The following is a 17,836-nucleotide window of genomic DNA, read 5'->3' as shown; positions in this document are numbered from 1 at the left end:
ACCACCGACACGAGGATTTTCAATCCACTGCTCTACCCCTGAGCTACCCGGGCATCGGGATGCGATGCGCGCGCGCTTCGCTTGGGTATCAGCGGTTTAGACGTGACCGCTGAGGGTGTCCATAGGGAAGTCGCCGAAAAAACAACGCCTAGTGCGGTTTCTGTGTCTCGGCCCGCCGCAGCGCGGTTTCGAGATCTTCTTCATCCTCAGGCGTCTCTGCCGGGATTACGTAGCCGCCCGAAAACCACTTGCCCAAATCAATGTCCGCGCACCGTCTTGAACAAAAAGGGCGGAACTTGGTTTCAGTTGGTTTGTCGCAGATCGGGCAGGCCATCAGATGTCCCTCAAGAGTGCTTTCGGAAAGGGCGGGCGTTCGCGTTTGCGTTGCAGCTCAAACAGGCCCATGGGGGTCCAGCCGACCAAAGATGTCTCAATCGGGTCGGCCTTGAAAGCGGCGCGCAGGGATTGCTCCACCTGCTTGCGGTGGGCCTTCGACATCGAGACGAAATCAACGCTGATCTGGCCTGCCAGTCCACGCAGCCGCAAGGCGCGGGGTAGGGCGCGTGCAGCGGCTAGGTTCGCTTTAAGAGCCGCAGCAGGTGATGTGTCATTGCCTGTGTTCACATCCACAGCAGTCAGCGCGCGCGTTGGTTCGACATACATATGTCCTTCGCCAAGCGCTACGCGCGCATCCTTTATGGCGGCAATCTGGTCGAGAACGCCCAGATACGCGAATGACCCGGTATCCGTCACCACGTCTGCCCGGCCCGTCCATTCGCGCCAAGCGACAGTATGTGGCCCATCCCCTTCGGTCAGCGCCTCTGGCCTATCGCCCTGCGCATCGGCCAGGACAATGTCTGCCAGCGCAGACATAGCCAGAATATCTTCCGCAATATCAGTCTCATCAGCGCCTTCACAAGATGACCGCAGGATCAGCCCATGCGGGGCATCAAACACGCCGTGGGCAATGGCCAAAAGGTTATCCCGCGTGTCTTCATCCGTGATTTGTCGTGAAATATTCAGGCCGGGTTTGCCCGGTGTTACAATCGCATAGCGGCTTTTGAAAAGGACACGGTCCGTCACCGGAACGGCCTTGCCTGCTTCGGAATGGCCGGTGACTTGCACCAGCATCGCTTGACCGGGGCGCAGGCCTTTGCCTTGGCGAAGAAACGCTGTTTCGCCGTCAGGCAAGCGCAGCATCATGCCCCCTTGCCCTTTGATCGGGCGGTCGCAGATCGCGCGGAAAATTGCACCTGCGCGCGGCGCATCCGCGTCATCGATCAAGATGTCATCAAGCTTCCCATCGATCAGATAGGCAGCTGTTTCCAGATCGCCGATGTGATCGAGGACAATCGTGCGCCCCTTCATGTTTGCTCCCTATGGATGGGCATACCGGCGGCGGTCAAAATGCCTGCGGTTTCTGTCAAAGGCAGGCCGACGATGCCGGTGTATGAGCCGTTGATCCAAGGGATGAATGCACCGGCAGGGCCTTGAATGGCGTATCCGCCCGCCTTGCCGCGCCAGTCATTGCTGGCCAGATATGCGTTTACGTCCGCGTCCGAGAGCTGCTTGAACGCGACTGTGCTCTGCACATCCTTCGTCCAGACCTGCGCGCCGCGTTTCACGGCGATCGCGGTGATGACTTTGTGGCGGCGTCCTGACAGGGCGTATAAAAATTGGGCCGCCTCACCTGCGTCGGCCGGCTTTCCCATGATGCGTCGTCCCAGCGCGACAGTGGTGTCTGCACAAAGCACGACCTCATCGGCGGCGGCTTCCACAGCGGCGACTTTTTCGGCGGCGATGCGTTTGACGTAATCGCGCGGTAACTCACCTTTGCGCACGTCTTCGTCGATATCGGGGGGGCGGATCGCGGACGGGGCCAGTCCCAGTTGCGCCAACAGCTCCAATCGCCGCGGTGAGCCGGAGCCGAGCACAAGCTTCAGCGAAGCGTCAGAGGGCTGGGTCGTCATATCATGCCCCGCGTGCGAAGCAGCGCGTCACGCTACTTAAACCGGTAGTTAATCCGACCCTTGGTCAGATCGTAGGGTGTCATTTCCACCTGTACCTTGTCGCCTGCCAGAACGCGGATGCGGTTCTTGCGCATCTTGCCTGCCGTATGCGCGATGATCTCATGGCCGTTTTCCAGCTCGACCCGAAACGTCGCGTTTGGCAGAAGTTCTTTTACGACACCTGGGAATTCGAGCAGTTCTTCCTTGGCCATGTGATCTCCTATCAAAATCGTCCACTTGATGTGAACGGCGTCTAAATGCGCCTGAATTGACTATTTTTCAAGGGCTAATCGGCGTTAACCTGGCCGGATTGACGCATTTGGTGCGCCTAGTCCTCTGCCGCTTCGATACCGGGGCCCCAACGCCCAATCAGGCGATCCTTGATCTGGTCGCGCGCCTGGCGGTAAAGGGCGAGCCGCGCCTCCCGATTGTCGCCCAGCCCGGTTGGATCAAGGATCGGCCAGTATTCCACATCGAGGTGGTAGAATTGGGTTAGATCGAGCGCGCGCCGTTGGCTGGCAGGCGACAAGGCCAGCACCAAATCGAAAGAAGACAGGTCATCACCCCAATCTTCCATCTCGTCAAATGATCTTGAGCGATGGCGGGAAAGCTCCACCCCGATTTCCGCACAAACAGCGACGGAAAAGCCGTCAATTTCAAGATCGTTTTTGACGCCAACGGATTGCACATAGCTCTGCTTGCCGTAGAGCTGCTTCATGATCCCTTCGGCCATGGGCGAGCGGACGGAGTTATGGTCACAGCAAAACAAGACCGATTGGGGAAGGTCCTCATATGTTTTGCCGTCCGCCATACTTCAGCCCCCGAAGTGCAAGACGCAAATAAGCGTGAACAGGCGGCGTGCGGTGTCGTTGTCGACCTCTGCCTTGCCTTCGAGCCGTTCTTGCAGCACCCGCGCGCCTTCATTGTGGATCCCGCGGCGCGCCATATCGATTGTTTCGATCTGGCTTGGAGGCAGGGTTTTGACGGCGTCAAAATAGCTTTCGCAAATCTGGAAATAGTCTTTTACAACCTGACGGAATGGCCCAAGCGACAGCAGAAATGCACCGGCGTCGCTGCCATCTTCCTGTTTTATATCAAAGACAAGTCGCCGTTCTTTAATGCTGAGACTGAGCTTATATGGCCCCGGCGGCACATCGCGCCCTTCGCGCGCGGGGAGCGTGAAGCAGTTGTGCTCAAGCAGGTCGAACATCGCGACTTTGCGTTCTTGATCGATCTCTGGTGTTGGCGGTGGCAGATTGCGGTCGTCAAGGTCGATATGGATGATCTTGCTCATACGTCACCTCGGTTCAGGCGATCGAGGCGAGCGCGCACAGACAAGCCATGTGCTTGCAGGCTTTCGGAAATTGCCAGCCGTTCCGCCGCAGGCCCAATCGCGGCCAAAGCGTCCGGTGTCATGCGTGACAGGGTGGTGCGTTTGATGAAATCCATAACAGACAGGCCGCTCGAAAAACGTGCCGAACGTGCGGTCGGCAGAACATGGTTGGGACCGCCAATGTAGTCACCAACGGCCTCTGGTGTCCAACTGCCGATGAAGATGGCACCGGCGTGAGTGATCTTGCCCGTCAGCGCCTCTGCGTCTGCTGTGCAAATCTCTAGGTGTTCGGGGGCGATCCGGTCGGATAGGGCAACGGCTTCGTCGAAATTTGTGACCGTGATAACAGCCCCATTGTCACGCCAGCTTGCGCCTGCAATCGCGCGCCGTTCCAGCGTCTCCAGCCGTTTGTCCACGGCCGCGGCGACCGTTTGCCCGAAATCCGCGTCATCTGTTATCAGGATCGATTGCGCGCTTTCATCGTGTTCCGCTTGGCTGAGCAAGTCGAGGGCAATCCAGTCCGGGTCGTTGTCTTTGTCCGCAATGACCAGAATTTCGGACGGTCCCGCGATCATGTCGATCCCGACCTTGCCAAAGACGCGCCGCTTGGCGGCAGCGACGAAAGCATTGCCGGGACCAGTAATTTTATCAACGGGTGCAATGGTTTGCGTGCCATATGCAAGCGCAGCAACGGCCTGCGCGCCGCCAATGCGGTAAATCTCATCCACGCCTGCAATCTGTGCGGCAAGTAGAACCAGAGGGTTGGTCACGCCGTCAGGCGTCGGCACGACGATGGCCAAACGCCCGACGCCTGCGACCTTTGCGGGGATTGCGTTCATCAAGACAGAGGAGGGGTAAGAGGCCAAACCGCCCGGCACATAAAGCCCCGCCGCCGACACGGGCGTCCAGCGCCATCCGAGCATGGCGCCGACGTCATCGGTCCATGCGGCATCTTCTGGCATTTGACGTGCGTGATAGGCCCGAATGCGCGCTGCCGCGATTTCCAGGGCGGCGCGATCGGCATCATCGACCTTGGCACATTCCGCGGCAATCTCGGCCGCTGAGAAGCGCATGGTTTCCGGCGTTAGGTCAAGTCGGTCGAATTTGGATGTCAGGGCGATCACCGCTGTATCACCGCGCGCCCTCACATCGGCGATGATTTCCGCAACCACTTGGTCAACGTCCGGGCTGTCTTCACGTTTTGCACCTAGAAGGGCGGTGAAACGGGCCTCAAAATCGGCGTCAGATGTAGATATAAACTGTGGCATCAACAAACTCCTTGGGGCCACCACATAGCGGCGCCTGCGGGGGCGTTCAATGGATGCTTTACGCCGGGTGCGAGGGGGCCTTGGCGGAGGGCGCGATATAGGGGCGGGTCACGTCGCGCAAAAGCACTTCGAGCGTTTCCACGTCCAGCCCGATCACTCCGTCCCCAGCGAGTGTGAGTTCAATACGCCCTGTGCCATCTTCGCCACCCGTAAAGGTCATTGAAAGGAGGGAATAGATCATGTCCGGGTCGGATTTATCGACGCCTTGGCTCTGGACTTTTATCACGTCTTCAATGGCGAGTACCGACTGAACACGCTCATAGCCGCGCTTGCGCAGCTGCGCATGTTCCGCATCTTCCCAGCGAAACCGGTTGATCAGGATCGCAAATCGGCGGGCCTTGGTATCCCATTTCATTTCCGCAGAGGGAAAGATCGCGTCCTGCACCAGCGCGGCCATGACCGCCAGATCATCCGCATCCAGCGCCTTGAGCCGCAGAGGTTGTTCGCGCCCGTCTTCAAATGTTGCGTCATTGGTCATGCCGAAACCCTTTCGATTTTCGCGCCCACACCGCTGAGTTTCTCTTCAATGTGCTCATAGCCGCGATCAAGGTGATAGATGCGGCTGACCGTCGTTTCACCTTCAGCAGCCAAACCGGCGAGGATGAGCGAAACAGATGCGCGCAAATCGGTTGCCATCACAGGCGCACCTTTGAGGCGTTCAACACCGTGGACGGTTGCGATACCGCCATGGACGTCGATATTGGCGCCCATGCGGATCAGTTCAGGGGCGTGCATGAACCGGTTCTCAAATATCTTTTCCTCTAGCACGGATGTCCCGCCTGCCGTGCACAACATTGCCATCATCTGTGCTTGCAGGTCAGTTGGAAAGCCGGGGAAGACCTCTGTTGTGACGTTCACGGCCTTGGCGCGATCGGTTTGTCGCTTAACCTTTAGGCCGTCAGGTGTTTCGGTCACATCGACGCCCGCAGCATCCAGTTTTTCGGCGAAGGAGCCGACCAGATCCAAACGACCACCAAGGCATTCGACTTCGCCGCCCGCAAAAACAGGGGCGAGCATATAAGTGCCCAGTTCAATCCGGTCTGTGACGACGGGATGGGTCGCAGCCCCTAATCGATCAACGCCTTGAATAGTAATCGTACTGGTGCCTTCGCCTTCGATCTGCGCACCCATGCGGCGCAGGCATTGGGCCAGATCGACGATCTCAGGCTCGCGGGCGGCGTTTTCAATCACGGTTGTGCCCTTGGCGAGGGTTGCGGCCATCAAAACGTTCTCTGTCGCGCCGACAGAGGCAAAGCGCAGAGGCACTTTCGCCCCTTTCAAACCACCCTTGGCGGTGGCGTGCAGGTAGCCGTCTTTCAATTCAATCTGCGCACCCATCGTCTCAAGCGCGGTGACGTGGATATCCATCGGGCGGGCACCAATGGCGCAACCGCCGGGGAGCGAAACGACCGCCCTGTGATGCCGGGCGAGCAGGGGACCAAGCACCAGATTGGAAGCCCGCATCTTGCGCACAATTTCATAGTCAGCCGTGGTCGAGGTCATTGCGTGCGAAGACAGGACCTGCACTTTGCCGCCTTGCATGGAGGTCACTTCGACACCCAAGGACTGCAACAAGGCAGTCATGGTCTTGATGTCCGACAAGCGCGGTGCGTTTGTCAGCGTCAGCGGTTCCTCGGACAAAAGCGTGGCGGGCATCAGCGTGAGAGCTGCATTCTTGGCCCCCGCGATGGCGATTTTGCCGCTAAGGGGGGTGCCGCCCGTGACAACAATCGAATCCATGCCTGCCTACTCTTTCTTATCTGCCCCGACGGTGCGCGCGCGGGTTTGTGCCTTGCGTTTGGCCATATTGGCCTTCAACGCCGCTTTCAACCTGTCTTCGCGGGTTTTAGCGGTCTTATCGGCCTTTGTCTTGATTGGTTTGTCGCTCATGCCAGCGGTCTTATCAAAAGGGTCAAAAACCGTCCAGTGAGGGCTTGCACCAAAGACCGATAGCGTCTAATTCCCCGCTTTATCGGATGCTGCTGTAGCTCAGGGGTAGAGCACTCCCTTGGTAAGGGAGAGGTCCGGAGTTCGAATCTCCGCAGCAGCACCATATGACGCAGATTTTTCAGAGAAGTATTATCAACTGTGGCGTGCTGGATTTTCCGGTAGCCTGATCTGTATACTCCGTCGCATTCCGGCAAAGTGAACCGCGCGTCCGAACGGGTTGCTCAAAAAGTACAACAGGAAGTGGGGGATACGGGGAATGAAATCCCACGCATCTGCGAAGCTTGAAATCAAGCGCACCGTTGAGGGATCGCATTCGCCGGTCAGGCAAACCTTCAACAGGTTGCGGATTCGACGCGAGCGTTTGTCGGCGATGCGGTCATTCGCAGTACGGGCCATGAAATGACAAGATGCGGGACGAAGCCGTCGTGCGGCATTTTTCGAGAACCGCCCTGCCAATGCTTGTTCAACGCGGCCGGTCAAGAAACGCTTGCGCGGCCTCTGTGGTCTCGAAAATATGCGGGGAGGCGCCAGGGAGTGTTTCGCCCAACTTCAGCCGCATGAATGCAGAACCTGAATAGCGTGTCACGGTACGGTAGAAACGGCGTTCCAGATCAGCGACCAGATCTGCAAAGTCCTTGGCAATCTCATCGTCGAGCTGAAATCCATCATAATTCACGACAACGTCGACCTTTTCGGACAGCGGACCGCACACTTCCATGACCTGATTTCGTATCTGCTCGATTTCTTCCTGCGAACGGATCCGCATCTTTTCGAAATTTATGAACAAGCGCCCCATCGCAGGGTCCAGCGCAATTCGATCTGGCAGATCGAGATGCAAAAGCTCGCGTTTGAGATCCATTGGCTCGGCCTGGAAGATGCGCGCCTCCATTTCCCGCACCTCTTGAATGATCGGCCTGAAACCCATCTGGTTAATAATGTCGCGTTCGATATCGACCCCCGGCGCTGTCTCAATCAGTTGAAGACCCTCAGGGTTCAACCGAAACACGCAACGCTCGGTGACGTAAAGAACCGGCTGCCGCAATCGCGCGGCGCGCCGACCTGAAAACGTTACCTGTTCGACATTCTCAAGGAACTTCCGAGATGCACCCTCAGACCGGATCGACACCCCCCTATCTCCGACTTCGACATCCAGACCCTCCGCTGTGAATGTTCCTGCAAAGACAAGTGACCTGGCGTTTTGACTGATGTTGATAAACCCTCCGGCGCCAGCGAGACGGGGACCAAACCGCGAGACGTTAACGTTCCCCAACCCATCGGCCTGGGCGATGCCGAGACAGGCCATGTCCAACCCGCCCCCGTCATAAAAATCAAATTGCGCATTCTGCGGTATGACGGCATCAACATCGACCGCCGCCCCGAAATCCAGTCCCGAGGCCGGTTGACCTCCAATGACGCCCGGCTCAGCAGTGAGGGTCAAATGATTAAGCAGGCCCTCTTCGGCCGCAACGGCGGCCACGCCTTCGGGCATACCGATACCGAGATTGATTACGCCGTTGACCGGAAGTTCGAAAGCACATCTGCGGGCGATGACTTTTCGTGCATCAAGAGGCATCTCGGGAATCTCGCCGTCGGGTGGCCGGATGCGGTTGGTGAACGCATGAGAAAAGGCAGTACGGTAGGTTTGCATGTGCAGTTCAGGCGGCGCAACGACGACCGCATCGACCAGTATACCGGGGATTTGAACGTTCCGTGGCGGGAGGCTGCGTTCGCGAGCAAGACGTTCGACCTGAACGATGACAATCCCGCCTGAGTTCTTCACCGCCATGGCTTGGGCAAGGTTGTCGATAACGAGTGCCTCACGCTCCATTGTGATATTGCCGGTCTCATCTGCCGTGGTGCCACGAAGCAATGCGACGGTCAGCTTTGGCGCGGGATAAAAGAGAAATTCCTCACTGCCCCGCGTCATCAGTTCGACTTGTGGTTCTAGCGAGATGTCGTTTATCGCGCCCCCGCCGTTGCGAGGGTCGACGAAAGTTTCCAACCCGACTTTGGTCATCATGCCTGGTTTGCCGGCAGCAATGTCGCGAAACAGCTGGCTGATGCATCCTTGCGGGAGGTTCCATCCTTCGATTTTTCCCTCGACAGCCAAAGCCGCCACCTTGGGGATGAGGCCCCAATGCCCACCGACCACGCGCTTGAGCAGAACTTCGTGGCCGAGGTGGTTCAATCCGCGGTCGCCACCGTCGCCCTGTCCGGCCGCAAATACCAAGGACAGGTTCTTGGGATGTCCGGTCTCCAAGAAACGTTGCTCCAAGGCCACCAGGAGCGCATCCGGAACGCCAATTCCCACGAAACCAGAGGTGGTCAACACGTCCTCATCCCGGATCAATGCAGCCGCATCCTGACAGGAAATCACTTTTCTACGCATTTTTCCTTCCTCCTGAAGGATGTGCTGTCGTTCGGTGACTGGCTTGTCCAGCGCCCAGAAGGGTAAGATCAGAAGGAAACAGATCGACCGAAAGGGATCCTGAATGTTTCATGGTCCTCAGTCATCTATGCAGACGGTGTGCTGACCGGCAGCTTCGCCGCGCAGGGCCCATCATCGCTTTTGCCTGACCATATGTGTTTTCAAAGCCTGACGAAGTGGACGAATATCCAATGCGGCCACGGCGAGACCGAGTGGAATCATCCAAAAACCAAGAATGGGCAAAAAGCCTAAAAAGCCGCCTCCGATGAGCAATAGTCCGAGTGCCAGCCGTAAACCAGGTGGCACGGAACGCTCAGTCCATTTGATTGCGGCCTTTGAATTGTCGCTTGCCCAGGCTGCCGCGCTTCGCCGGTCCTGATCTGGTGATGAGTTGTGGTGTTTCATGATGACTGCATTGAAACAAAAACAATTGCGCGCGCTTTGACATAAGTCATATCGGCACGACGGTTTCTCGCCTCTAGCTTGTTGGGGAACAAAATGGGCGGGCACTATGTTGAGAACGGACCGCGTTGACTTTGCCATACAGCTGAGCCGGGACGAGTTGTTTCGGTTTGGCACCACGCTGATTTTCATTGTCGGAACCATGCTCTTTGCGATTGCCCACACCGATGCCCGCACCGAAGGTGGCGTCTTTGCTGTCGGGTTTTTCACGGAATATATTAGATCCAGTTATGCGCGGACATTGCAGGAAATTCGCGATCACCACGCGGGGAATGACCCTGCGGAGGTCGATGCGTTCCTAAGCGAATTCGAAGCTGCGGATGTTACGACGAAGGGTGCGATGCTGCGCGAGATGAAACAACAGGCGGCTGGCACGAAGCTTCTGGCCAAGCGCGCGCGGCGCGGGCTTGGACAAGTGCACCAGATCGAACTGGTCAAACGCAGGCTGTTGTTCAAGATCGCAGCGGCATGGATCATCACAGCGCCTGTGGCTGCCGGCCTCGCCGCAATGTTTTTTTATGATCCGGGGGATTATGCTGGCCTGACGGTATTCAATGGAAAGTGAACTGAACCATCTTGAGTTAGGAACCGGCCTGATCGGTGGGCTGGCCCTGTTTTTGTTTGGCATTGATATCATGACCCGTGCGCTCAAGCAGGTGGCCGGTGCGTCGATGAAGTTGATGCTCGCCCGGATGACGGGAAATCGTCTCACCGGGTTAGTTGCGGGGGCCACTGTCACAGCGATCATCCAATCGTCTTCGATCACGACGGTACTGCTGGTCGGCTTCATCTCGGCGGGTCTGATGACCATGGGGCAAAGCGTGGCCGTTATCCTTGGCGCCAACATCGGCACGACCATCACCGCGCAGCTTCTTGCTTTCAATGTCTCTGCGCTGGCACTGCCGGTACTGTCGCTGGGTTTCTTTGTGTCATTCGTCGCCAAGAACAAAGCCTCTCGGGAGAAAGGGAGGATTGTTCTTGGCCTTGGCATGGTTTTCTTTGGCATGACAATCATGAGCGACGCCATGAGGCCACTGCGCAGCTACGGGCCGTTTCTTGACTTTATGCTGTCGCTGGATTCTGTATATCTGGCCGCCCTTGTCGGCGCGGGATTTACGGCATTGGTGCAATCGTCTTCGGCCACGACGGGGATTCTGATTGTCATGGCAGGGCAGGGTTTGATCGCCCTGGAGCCCGCAGTTGCTTTGGCCTTGGGTGCGAATATCGGTACTGCCGTCACGGCGCTCTTGGCGTCGATTGGCGCCCCGAGGGAAGCATTCAGGGCGGCACTGGTTCATGCGTTCTTTAACGTCGTCGGTGTTGTGATCTGGATTGGGTTTGTCGAACAGCTTGCCGATTTGGGGCGCATGATGTCCCCTGATGGTTCAGGTCTGCCGCGCCAGTTGGCCAACGTACACACCTTCTTCAATATCGCGAACGCGCTGCTTTTCATAGGGTTCACATCTCAGCTTGCGCGACTGATGGAATGGCTGGTACCCGACAAGACCGAAGAGATCGAAAAGAAGTCTGCTGCTAAGCATCTTGATCCGAGTTTTCTTGACGTGCCGGCCTTTGCCATTGACGCCGTTCGGCTCGAGGTGGTCCATTTGGGTGCGTTGCTGCGCGAAATGCTGCAGGTCGCGATCCCGGCTGTCGTGACTGGCAGTCCGTTAGATGTAGATCGTTTGCGCATAATGGACCGCCCCGTTGACCTGCTGCACAGAGAAATTGTCGGCTACATCCGCCAAATCAGTCTGAAAAGCCTGCCCGCAGACCAATCACGCCTTCTTTTGGGCTTGGCCAAGATCGCAAATGACATGGAACACATAGGAGATCTGATCGCCACGGGGCTCGTCACATCTGCGCGCAAGCGGATGGAAGAAGGCGTGGTGATAAGCCCGGCGACGGCGGGTCTCATAAAGAAAGTGCATGGGCAGGTGGTCGAGGCTTTGGATGGTGCGCTGTGGGCGCTTGACGCACAAGATCCCGGTGCCGCAGCGGACGTCAGACAAATGAAGGGGCGCTTCACAGCGTTGGTCGAAGACGTTGCCACCCACCAGGTTGACCGACTACGATCTGACGCCCCAAAACGGCTGCACACTTACACGCGCGAGATTGAACTGACCGAGACACTGGACGACGCCTTCAAGATTATACGGCGCATCGCGCGCACAGAGTTGGGCTTGTTCAGTGACGCGGTATCCAAAGAGGGGCAGAGCTAGGACGCCCTTGTATCACTTGGGTGATAACGCTCGGCTGCAAAATCTTTCCGATATCGCTTCGCTCCAATCTCACGAGCACCTTTTCTCGGTGTTTATGAAACCGGCGGAAGCTCATCATGGGTGTTGACGTGCTTGGCTTTGTCTCAAATTGACCCAGCTTGAAGGCCCATGGGATCCTTTCAATTGCGTTGGGTGCGTCGACTTGCTCGAAGGGTTATCTCAGAATAGCAGGGTACTATCCGATTTCGCCCTTCAAGGTGCCGGGTACGTCACAGAAGCTAGATCGCAATTGGACCAGAATTTCAAGACAGCGTCGATCGGTAATTGAATAGTGGATCTGAAGTCCGTTTTTTTCACCGTAGACCAGTCCCTCGGCCCGCATTTTCGCCAAGTGCTGCGACACCGCCGATTGCGACAGGCCTGCTACCTTGCACAGTTCCGACACGGTGGCCGGTCCTGCGGCGAGGCGACACAGAATCATCAGCCGTCTCCTATTGGACAACTGCTTTAGAAGCGCGGCAGCTTCAGCAGCGCGCGCTTCGAGATCGGCAAACATGTCCTGCGTGGGTTGCGTCATTGTCTTGCACCAATCCGAGTGACCGCAAATTGTTTTACTAATTTAGTATTTACTAATGTAGTTTTCTCTAATATAGATGTCAACCGAATATCCGGCCATGCTGGCTTGCCCACACATCTGGCCAAAGTTGAAAGCGTTACCATGTACAAGACCTTATTGTTGTCCCTTTTTCTTGCCGGGCCTGTTATGGCCCAGAGCTTCGAAGTCACGACCACGCTGGTCGCCGACCACAAGGCGGTCTTTGCCACGGTCGAAAGCGTCGACCTGTTGACCGCGCGGACCCGCATCGGCGGCACGATTGTGGACCTGTTGGTCGATGAGGGCGATATGGTCGCGGCGGGCGATGTGCTGGCGCTGGTGGTCAACGAACAGATGGCCCCGCAGATCGCCTCGGCCACGTCTCAGGCGGTTGCGGTGCAGGCTGAACTTGCCCAATCACGCGAAGATCTGGAGCGTGCGATTGACCTTTTCGCGCGCGGCATCATCGCGCAGGCCCGTCTGGATCAGGCGCAAACCGCCGTTGCGGTGCTTGAGGGCCGCCTTGCCTCTGCCAATCAATCTCGCGACGTGCTGGTGCAGCAGGAACGCGAGGGTGAGGTACTGGCCCCAGGTGCCGGGCGCGTCCTTGATGTGCAAAGCCCGAAGGGCAGCGTCATGCTCCCCGGTGAACCGGTCGCCGTCATCGCTTCTGATGACTACCTTCTCAGGCTCAACCTGCCCGAACGCCATGCCCGCACCATTGCCAAGGGTGACGAAATCGCGGTGGCCGGTGCAGCACTTGGCGGCGATGTCGCTTCCACCGGTGTGATCCGGCAAGTCTATCCGCAGATCAGCAATGGCCGCGTCGTTGCCGATGCCGTGGTCGAGGGTCTGGGTAGTTTCTTTGTCGGCGAACGGGTGCGGGTGCATGTGACCGTGGACACACGCGAGGTGATCGTCATCCCGCGCAACTATGTCACGACCCGTTTCGGCAATGATTTTGTGACCCTGGAGACCGAAGAAGGGCGGCGCGATATTGTCGTGCTTCTGGGGGATGAAACTGCGGCGGGTGTTGAAGCTCTTTCGGGGCTGTCGGTTGGCGACATGTTGGTGCAGCCATGAATCTGGGAATTTCAGGACGCCTGACCAAGGCCTTTATCCGCTCACCGCTGACGCCGCTTCTGTTGATGGCCTCTCTCGCCATGGGGCTGATCGCACTGACTGTCATCCCGCGCGAGGAGGAGCCGCAGATCTCGGTGCCGATGGTTGACGTGATGCTGCGCACTGACGGGCTCCGTGCGCCGGATGCAGTGGAACTGGTGACCGAGCCGCTGGAAGCTATCCTGCGCTCTATCAACGCGGTTGAACACGTCTATTCGCAGACCGAGGACGACCGAGTGATGGTCACCGCGCGGTTTGAAGTCGGCACCAACCCGGATTCTGCCATCTTGCGCGTCAACGAACGCATTATGGCAAATATGGACCGCATCCCGCAGGGCGTCCCGCAACCCCTTATCATCGGGCGCGGCATCAATGACGTGGCCATCGTGGCGCTGACCCTGTCGCCTACGCCGGAAGCCGCCGAACGCTGGGATGACCGCGCGCTTTATTCACTGGTCGAGGAATTGCGCGCATCGCTGATGTCGGTCGAGGATGTCGGGCTGACCTACATCGTTGGCGGTCGTACCGACCAGATCCGGGTCGAACCGGATCCCGAACAACTGTCACTATACGGGGTTACGCTGCAAGACTTGGCCGCCCGCGTGGCTGAAGCGAACCAGACCTTTCCGGCCGGCAGCGTCACCGCGCTCGACCGGACGCAAACGGTGGTCGCGGGTCAGACCCTGCGCGGCCCCGGCGATATCGGACTGCTGCAACTCACGACCCGCGACGACCGCCCTGTCTATGTCCGCGATGTCGCCGACGTCGTTGTTGGTGGCGCGCCGGTGGATGCGCGCACCTGGACCCTGACCCGCGAGGAAGGCGAGACCGACTGGACCCGCCTGCCAGCCGTGACGCTGGCCATTGCCAAGCGTGAGGGGGCTAATGCGGTGCTTGTGTCGGAACATGTGCTGGAGCGGCTTGAGCTTCTGCGCGGTGAATTGATCCCCGAGGAGATTATCGTCGAGGTCACCCGCAACTACGGCGAATCTGCCGATGAAAAGGCCGATGAACTGTTGTTCCATCTTGGCCTGGCCACTGTTTCTATCGTGCTGCTGGTGACCCTCGTGATTGGCTGGCGCGAAGGTATCGTGGTCGCCATTGTCATTCCCACGACAATTCTACTGACGCTCTTTGCCTCTAACTTGATGGGCTACACTATCAATCGGGTGTCGCTGTTCGCGCTGATTTTCTCAATCGGTATTCTGGTTGATGACGCCATCGTGGTGATCGAGAACATTGCCCGCCACTGGGCGATGCGCGACGGCCGCACCCGCGTCACAGCGGCCATCGAAGCCGTGGCCGAGGTCGGCAACCCCACCATCGTCGCGACGCTGACCGTAGTCGCCGCCCTGTTGCCGATGCTGTTTGTGTCGGGTTTGATGGGCCCCTATATGGGGCCGATCCCGGTCAATGCTTCGGCTGCGATGATCTTCTCGTTCTTTGTCGCGGTGATCCTGACGCCGTGGCTGATGATTAAGATCGCCGGTCGCGGCGGCGCGGAAGCTGATGACGGGCATGACCACGAAAGCGAAGGGGTGCTTGGCCGCCTGTTCCGCCGGGTCGCCACGCCTATCATTGCCAGCCGCTGGCGCGCGGGGGGGTTCTTGATCGTGGTGCTGGCAATGACTGTTGCGTCGATGACTTTCTTCTTTGACCGCACCGTGGTGGTGAAGCTGCTGCCCTTCGACAACAAATCAGAGTTCCAGGTCATCCTTGATATGCCCGAAGGCACCAGCCTTGAGCGCACCGAGCGGGTTCTGGTAGAGGCCGCCGAGCGTCTTGCCAGGTTGCCTGAGGCGACGTCGATCCAGATGCATGCAGGAACCGCCGCACCGTTCAACTTCAACGGTTTGGTGCGTCATTACTACCTGCGCAACCGCCCCGAGCTGGGCGATTTGCAGGTCAACCTGCTGCCCAAAGATGACCGCGAACGATCCTCTCATGAAATCGCATTGGAGGCGCGTGAATTGTTGGCCGATATCGACTTGCCCGACGGTGGCTCGATCTCCATCGCCGAGATCCCGCCGGGTCCGCCGGTTCTGGCCACACTGCTGGCCGAAATCTACGGCCCCGATGCCGAAACCCGCCGCGCTGTCGCAAGCGAGGTGCGCGAAGCCTTTGCCTCGGTGCCCTTCATTGTCGATATCGAGGACAGTTTTGGCGTCCCCCGTCCGCGGTTGCGGCTGGCCATCGATCAAGACAGCCTGGAATTTTTCCGGGTCCGGCAAAGCGATGTCTACAGCACAATTCAGGCCCTGTTTGAAGGTGTGCCGGTGGGCTATTCGCATCGCGGGGAAGGCCGCGACCCGACCGAGATCAGGGTGGCGTTGCCGCGAGGCGAGCTGACCTGGTCCGAACGCATGGCCTCGACCCCGGTGCCCGCCAACTTGCTGCCCGGCGATCGTGGGGTCGTGGAACTGGGCGATGTGGTTTCGGTAAGCGAAGAGGCGGGCAGTTACCCGATCTTCCGCCGCAACGGTCGCTTTGCCGAGATGGTGATGGCGGAGATGGCGGGTGAATTCGAGGCCCCGATCTATGGCATGATCGCGGTGCAGGAAGCGCTGGACGACCGGCCTTGGTCGGACGCAGTGCCGCGGCCTGAGATCAGCCTGAACGGACAACCCGACAGCGATGCGACGCCAACGCTGCTCTGGGATGGCGAATGGGAAGTTACCTATGTCACTTTCCGCGACATGGGCGCGGCCTTTGGTGTGGCGATCCTGGCGATCTATGTGCTGGTGGTCGCGCAGTTCGGTTCATTCCGTGTGCCACTGATTATTCTGACACCGATCCCGCTGACTTTCATCGGCATCGTCTTTGGCCATTGGCTTTTCAATGCGGCCTTCACTGCGACCTCGATGATTGGATTCATCGCGCTTGCGGGTATCATCGTGCGCAACTCAATCCTGCTGGTCGATTTCATCCGCCACGGGGCGGTGGCGGATGAGCCGCTGCGCGAGACGCTGCTGCGCGCTGGCGCGATCCGTTTCAAACCGATCTTGCTGACGGCGATTGCCGCGATGATTGGAGCGTCGGTGATCCTGACCGATCCGATTTTTCAGGGATTGGCAATTTCGCTGCTGTTCGGCCTGGTTTCATCGACTTTGCTGACGGTCCTGGTGATTCCGGCCATCTACATTCTGTTCAAGAATGCCGATGCGCCTTATAAGCCCGCCGTCGAAGCCAGATAGATTGCAACCCAGTAGAAATGTCATTCGCCTGGACAAATCGGCTGCGATGGTCGGGTGTGGTTGAGTACACCGTCGCAAGATACGGCATTCCTATTCAGCCGAGGAGAAGATCGGCGTTGTCTTGGCGGGATACTTGGAGCCAAAGGCAGCGGAACGGAAGTGGAACAAGGCTTTTCACGCAGCACGCATAGCGCTATGTGTGAGCGATGAGCAGTTTTTCAGAAGATGATGCCTTTGAAGCCGCAGCAGTGCCGCTAAGTCAACAGGCGATGGCGCGACCGGTGACACCCTATTTGGACGGGTTGAACCCTGCTCAACGGGAAGCGGTAGAGACGTTGAGCGGTCCCGTGCTGATGCTCGCAGGGGCAGGGACGGGCAAAACCAAGGCCCTGACGACCCGGATTGCACATTTGCTGGCAACCGGGACTGCGCGTCCGCATGAGATTTTGGCGGTCACCTTTACCAATAAAGCCGCCCGCGAGATGAAATCGCGGATTGGTGGTTTGATGGGCGAGGCGGTTGAAGGGATGCCCTGGCTGGGGACATTTCATGCTGTTTGTGCCAAGCAGCTTCGCCGTCACGCGGAACTCGTCGGGTTGAAGTCAAATTTCACCATTCTGGATACTGACGATCAGATCCGCTTGATGAAGCAGCTCATTGAAGCCGCAGGCATTGACCACAAACGATGGCCAGCGCGGATGCTTTCGGGTATTGTTGACGGATGGAAGAACAAGGCGCTGACGCCGGATAAGGTGCCGGTCGCAGAAAGTGGCGCGTTCGATCACAAAGGGGTGGAGCTTTATGCCGCTTATCAGCGTCGTTTGCGCGACCTGAATGCCGTCGATTTCGGCGATATCCTGTTACACATGGTAACAATTTTTCAGACCCATGCTGATGTTTTGGATCAATATCAACGCTGGTTCCGCTACATTCTTGTCGACGAATACCAAGATACCAACGTCGCCCAGTATATGTGGCTGCGTCTTCTTGCGGCGTCGCATAAGAATATCTGCTGTGTCGGGGACGATGATCAGTCGATCTATGGCTGGCGCGGCGCGGAAGTGGGCAATATTCTGCGCTTTGAGGCCGATTTCCCCGGGGCCCATGTGGTCCGGTTGGAAGAAAACTATCGCTCTACCCCGCATATTCTGGCTGCGGCCTCTGGCGTGATTGCCGCCAACAAGGGGCGGTTA

18 protein-coding genes and 1 tRNA gene are annotated in these 17,836 nt (G+C 58.1%); 6 read left to right on the top strand and 13 right to left on the bottom strand.

Annotation, left to right across the window (positions count from 1 at the left end):
- Window positions 1-148: 148 nt before the first annotated feature.
- The 10 genes from ACFDSS_RS07900 to ACFDSS_RS07855 all read right to left on the bottom strand — a co-directional run bounded on the left by ACFDSS_RS07900 (window position 149) and on the right by ACFDSS_RS07855 (window position 6,560).
- Window positions 149-334 (bottom strand): DNA gyrase inhibitor YacG, encoded by a 186-nt coding sequence (locus tag ACFDSS_RS07900; RefSeq protein WP_375255220.1) that lies wholly within the window; start codon window positions 332-334, stop codon window positions 149-151.
- Window positions 334-1,368, bottom strand: a complete 1,035-nt coding sequence (locus ACFDSS_RS07895; RefSeq protein ID WP_375255219.1) for a ribonuclease E/G — start codon at window positions 1,366-1,368, stop codon at window positions 334-336. Before ACFDSS_RS07895 ends, ACFDSS_RS07900 begins: the two co-directional genes overlap by 1 nt.
- Window positions 1,365-1,970 (bottom strand): Maf family protein, encoded by a 606-nt coding sequence (locus tag ACFDSS_RS07890; protein ID WP_375255218.1) that lies wholly within the window; start codon window positions 1,968-1,970, stop codon window positions 1,365-1,367. The genes ACFDSS_RS07895 and ACFDSS_RS07890 overlap by 4 nt, the downstream gene beginning before the upstream one ends.
- Window positions 1,971-2,002: 32 nt before the next feature.
- Complete coding sequence (gene infA, locus ACFDSS_RS07885; protein WP_007205486.1) at window positions 2,003-2,221, bottom strand: translation initiation factor IF-1; 219 nt, start codon at window positions 2,219-2,221, stop codon at window positions 2,003-2,005.
- A gap of 116 nt (window positions 2,222-2,337) precedes the next feature.
- Window positions 2,338-2,820 carry a low molecular weight phosphatase family protein gene (locus ACFDSS_RS07880; protein ID WP_375255217.1) on the bottom strand — a complete coding sequence of 161 codons (483 nt, stop codon included), beginning with the start codon at window positions 2,818-2,820 and terminating at the stop codon, window positions 2,338-2,340.
- A gap of 3 nt (window positions 2,821-2,823) precedes the next feature.
- A complete protein-coding gene (locus tag ACFDSS_RS07875; RefSeq protein ID WP_375255216.1) occupies window positions 2,824-3,303 on the bottom strand; it encodes a UPF0262 family protein in 480 nt (159 codons plus the stop codon).
- The gene (gene hisD / locus ACFDSS_RS07870; protein WP_375255215.1) at window positions 3,300-4,610 is read right to left on the bottom strand and encodes a histidinol dehydrogenase; all 1,311 of its coding nucleotides are present in this window, start codon (window positions 4,608-4,610) and stop codon (window positions 3,300-3,302) included. Before hisD ends, ACFDSS_RS07875 begins: the two co-directional genes overlap by 4 nt.
- 58 nt (window positions 4,611-4,668) lie before the next feature.
- On the bottom strand, window positions 4,669-5,148 hold the full coding sequence (locus tag ACFDSS_RS07865; RefSeq protein ID WP_375255214.1) for a DUF2948 family protein: 480 nt from the start codon (window positions 5,146-5,148) through the stop codon (window positions 4,669-4,671).
- Entirely contained in the window at window positions 5,145-6,410 is a 1,266-nt protein-coding gene (gene murA, locus ACFDSS_RS07860) for a UDP-N-acetylglucosamine 1-carboxyvinyltransferase (RefSeq protein WP_375255213.1), read from the bottom strand. Before murA ends, ACFDSS_RS07865 begins: the two co-directional genes overlap by 4 nt.
- Before the next feature lie 6 nt (window positions 6,411-6,416).
- A complete protein-coding gene (locus tag ACFDSS_RS07855; protein WP_375255212.1) occupies window positions 6,417-6,560 on the bottom strand; it encodes a hypothetical protein in 144 nt (47 codons plus the stop codon).
- 88 nt (window positions 6,561-6,648) lie between these two features.
- Between ACFDSS_RS07855 and ACFDSS_RS07850 the strand changes: the two genes are divergently transcribed.
- A tRNA-Thr gene (locus tag ACFDSS_RS07850) sits at window positions 6,649-6,723 on the top strand.
- A 360-nt stretch (window positions 6,724-7,083) separates the two neighbouring features.
- Here the strand turns inward: ACFDSS_RS07850 and ACFDSS_RS07845 are convergent.
- Together ACFDSS_RS07845 and ACFDSS_RS07840 are read right to left on the bottom strand one after the other, a co-directional pair.
- Window positions 7,084-9,009, bottom strand: a complete 1,926-nt coding sequence (locus ACFDSS_RS07845; RefSeq protein ID WP_375255211.1) for an acyl CoA:acetate/3-ketoacid CoA transferase — start codon at window positions 9,007-9,009, stop codon at window positions 7,084-7,086.
- A gap of 171 nt (window positions 9,010-9,180) precedes the next feature.
- Window positions 9,181-9,453 (bottom strand): hypothetical protein, encoded by a 273-nt coding sequence (locus tag ACFDSS_RS07840; RefSeq protein ID WP_375255210.1) that lies wholly within the window; start codon window positions 9,451-9,453, stop codon window positions 9,181-9,183.
- Between the two features lie 106 nt (window positions 9,454-9,559).
- Here ACFDSS_RS07840 and ACFDSS_RS07835 point away from each other — a divergent pair, with 106 nt between their 5' ends.
- Together ACFDSS_RS07835 and ACFDSS_RS07830 are read left to right on the top strand one after the other, a co-directional pair.
- Window positions 9,560-10,075, top strand: coding sequence for a hypothetical protein (locus tag ACFDSS_RS07835; RefSeq protein ID WP_375255209.1), 516 nt, complete (start codon window positions 9,560-9,562; stop codon window positions 10,073-10,075).
- Window positions 10,065-11,732 (top strand): Na/Pi cotransporter family protein, encoded by a 1,668-nt coding sequence (locus ACFDSS_RS07830; RefSeq protein WP_375255208.1) that lies wholly within the window; start codon window positions 10,065-10,067, stop codon window positions 11,730-11,732. Before ACFDSS_RS07835 ends, ACFDSS_RS07830 begins: the two co-directional genes overlap by 11 nt.
- Window positions 11,733-11,967: 235 nt before the next feature.
- On the opposite strand, the gene ACFDSS_RS07825 is transcribed toward ACFDSS_RS07830, so the two are convergent.
- Window positions 11,968-12,309, bottom strand: coding sequence for an ArsR/SmtB family transcription factor (locus ACFDSS_RS07825; protein ID WP_375255207.1), 342 nt, complete (start codon window positions 12,307-12,309; stop codon window positions 11,968-11,970).
- Between the two features lie 141 nt (window positions 12,310-12,450).
- Here ACFDSS_RS07825 and ACFDSS_RS07820 point away from each other — a divergent pair, with 141 nt between their 5' ends.
- From ACFDSS_RS07820 to ACFDSS_RS07810, 3 genes are all read left to right on the top strand, one after another.
- Window positions 12,451-13,410: an efflux RND transporter periplasmic adaptor subunit gene (locus tag ACFDSS_RS07820; RefSeq protein ID WP_375255206.1), complete on the top strand. Its 960-nt coding sequence runs from the start codon at window positions 12,451-12,453 to the stop codon at window positions 13,408-13,410.
- On the top strand, window positions 13,407-16,643 hold the full coding sequence (locus ACFDSS_RS07815) for an efflux RND transporter permease subunit (protein ID WP_375255205.1): 3,237 nt from the start codon (window positions 13,407-13,409) through the stop codon (window positions 16,641-16,643). Before ACFDSS_RS07820 ends, ACFDSS_RS07815 begins: the two co-directional genes overlap by 4 nt.
- Window positions 16,644-16,849: 206 nt before the next feature.
- On the top strand, window positions 16,850-17,836 hold a 987-nt coding region (locus tag ACFDSS_RS07810; RefSeq protein ID WP_375255204.1), incomplete at its 3' end, for an ATP-dependent helicase.

It is taken from the genome of Yoonia sp., assembly GCF_042093035.1.
GTDB lineage: Bacteria > Pseudomonadota > Alphaproteobacteria > Rhodobacterales > Rhodobacteraceae > Yoonia.
Note: the sequence above shows the minus strand (reverse complement) of the source record. Positions and strands in the feature narration are given on the sequence as shown.

Bases quoted from the DNA above. Each gene is read 5' to 3' on its own strand.
- ACFDSS_RS07900 (WP_375255220.1), bottom strand. From the start codon at position 334: ATGGCCTGCCCGATCTGCGACAAACCAACTGAAACCAAGTTCCGCCCT.
- ACFDSS_RS07895 (WP_375255219.1), bottom strand. From the start codon at position 1,368: ATGAAGGGGCGCACGATTGTCCTCGATCACATCGGCGATCTGGAAACA.
- ACFDSS_RS07890 (WP_375255218.1), bottom strand. From the start codon at position 1,970: ATGACGACCCAGCCCTCTGACGCTTCGCTGAAGCTTGTGCTCGGCTCC.
- infA (WP_007205486.1), bottom strand. From the start codon at position 2,221: ATGGCCAAGGAAGAACTGCTCGAATTCCCAGGTGTCGTAAAAGAACTT.
- ACFDSS_RS07880 (WP_375255217.1), bottom strand. From the start codon at position 2,820: ATGGCGGACGGCAAAACATATGAGGACCTTCCCCAATCGGTCTTGTTT.
- ACFDSS_RS07875 (WP_375255216.1), bottom strand. From the start codon at position 3,303: ATGAGCAAGATCATCCATATCGACCTTGACGACCGCAATCTGCCACCG.
- hisD (WP_375255215.1), bottom strand. From the start codon at position 4,610: ATGCCACAGTTTATATCTACATCTGACGCCGATTTTGAGGCCCGTTTC.
- ACFDSS_RS07865 (WP_375255214.1), bottom strand. From the start codon at position 5,148: ATGACCAATGACGCAACATTTGAAGACGGGCGCGAACAACCTCTGCGG.
- murA (WP_375255213.1), bottom strand. From the start codon at position 6,410: ATGGATTCGATTGTTGTCACGGGCGGCACCCCCCTTAGCGGCAAAATC.
- ACFDSS_RS07855 (WP_375255212.1), bottom strand. From the start codon at position 6,560: ATGAGCGACAAACCAATCAAGACAAAGGCCGATAAGACCGCTAAAACC.
- ACFDSS_RS07845 (WP_375255211.1), bottom strand. From the start codon at position 9,009: ATGCGTAGAAAAGTGATTTCCTGTCAGGATGCGGCTGCATTGATCCGG.
- ACFDSS_RS07840 (WP_375255210.1), bottom strand. From the start codon at position 9,453: ATGAAACACCACAACTCATCACCAGATCAGGACCGGCGAAGCGCGGCA.
- ACFDSS_RS07835 (WP_375255209.1), top strand. From the start codon at position 9,560: ATGTTGAGAACGGACCGCGTTGACTTTGCCATACAGCTGAGCCGGGAC.
- ACFDSS_RS07830 (WP_375255208.1), top strand. From the start codon at position 10,065: ATGGAAAGTGAACTGAACCATCTTGAGTTAGGAACCGGCCTGATCGGT.
- ACFDSS_RS07825 (WP_375255207.1), bottom strand. From the start codon at position 12,309: ATGACGCAACCCACGCAGGACATGTTTGCCGATCTCGAAGCGCGCGCT.
- ACFDSS_RS07820 (WP_375255206.1), top strand. From the start codon at position 12,451: ATGTACAAGACCTTATTGTTGTCCCTTTTTCTTGCCGGGCCTGTTATG.
- ACFDSS_RS07815 (WP_375255205.1), top strand. From the start codon at position 13,407: ATGAATCTGGGAATTTCAGGACGCCTGACCAAGGCCTTTATCCGCTCA.